Source organism: Halorubrum sp. SP3 (assembly GCF_005435195.1).
Classification (GTDB): Archaea; Halobacteriota; Halobacteria; order Halobacteriales; family Haloferacaceae; genus Halorubrum; species Halorubrum sodomense.
Map to the genome: position 1 here is coordinate 1 of NZ_SGTU01000209.1, position 240 is coordinate 240.

Genomic DNA, 240 nt, shown 5'->3' on the forward strand with positions numbered 1-240 from the left:
CATTCTTTCTCTTTCTGTTTTCTAAGCAGGTGACTGATTATATTACACGCCCTTACTCAACGTACTTCCTCGTTATTCTTGTTATCTCTGGGACAGCAATGACTACCGTTAGGTCGGGGCTGTCCGGAACCCAAAACGTCCATATCTCGGGAATATTGACCTCAATCCAGTCAATTGTCCGTATTATTCTTCAAGTTGCTGCGGTTAGTATTGGCCTTGGATTGTCAGGCCTTGTGTTCG

1 protein-coding gene is annotated in these 240 nt (G+C 44.6%); it reads left to right on the top strand.

Annotation, left to right across the window (positions count from 1 at the left end; translation table 11 throughout):
• Positions 1 to 98 precede the first annotated feature (98 nt).
• On the top strand, positions 99 to 240 hold a 142-nt coding region (locus EXE42_RS20865), incomplete at its 3' end, for a hypothetical protein (RefSeq protein ID WP_369333803.1).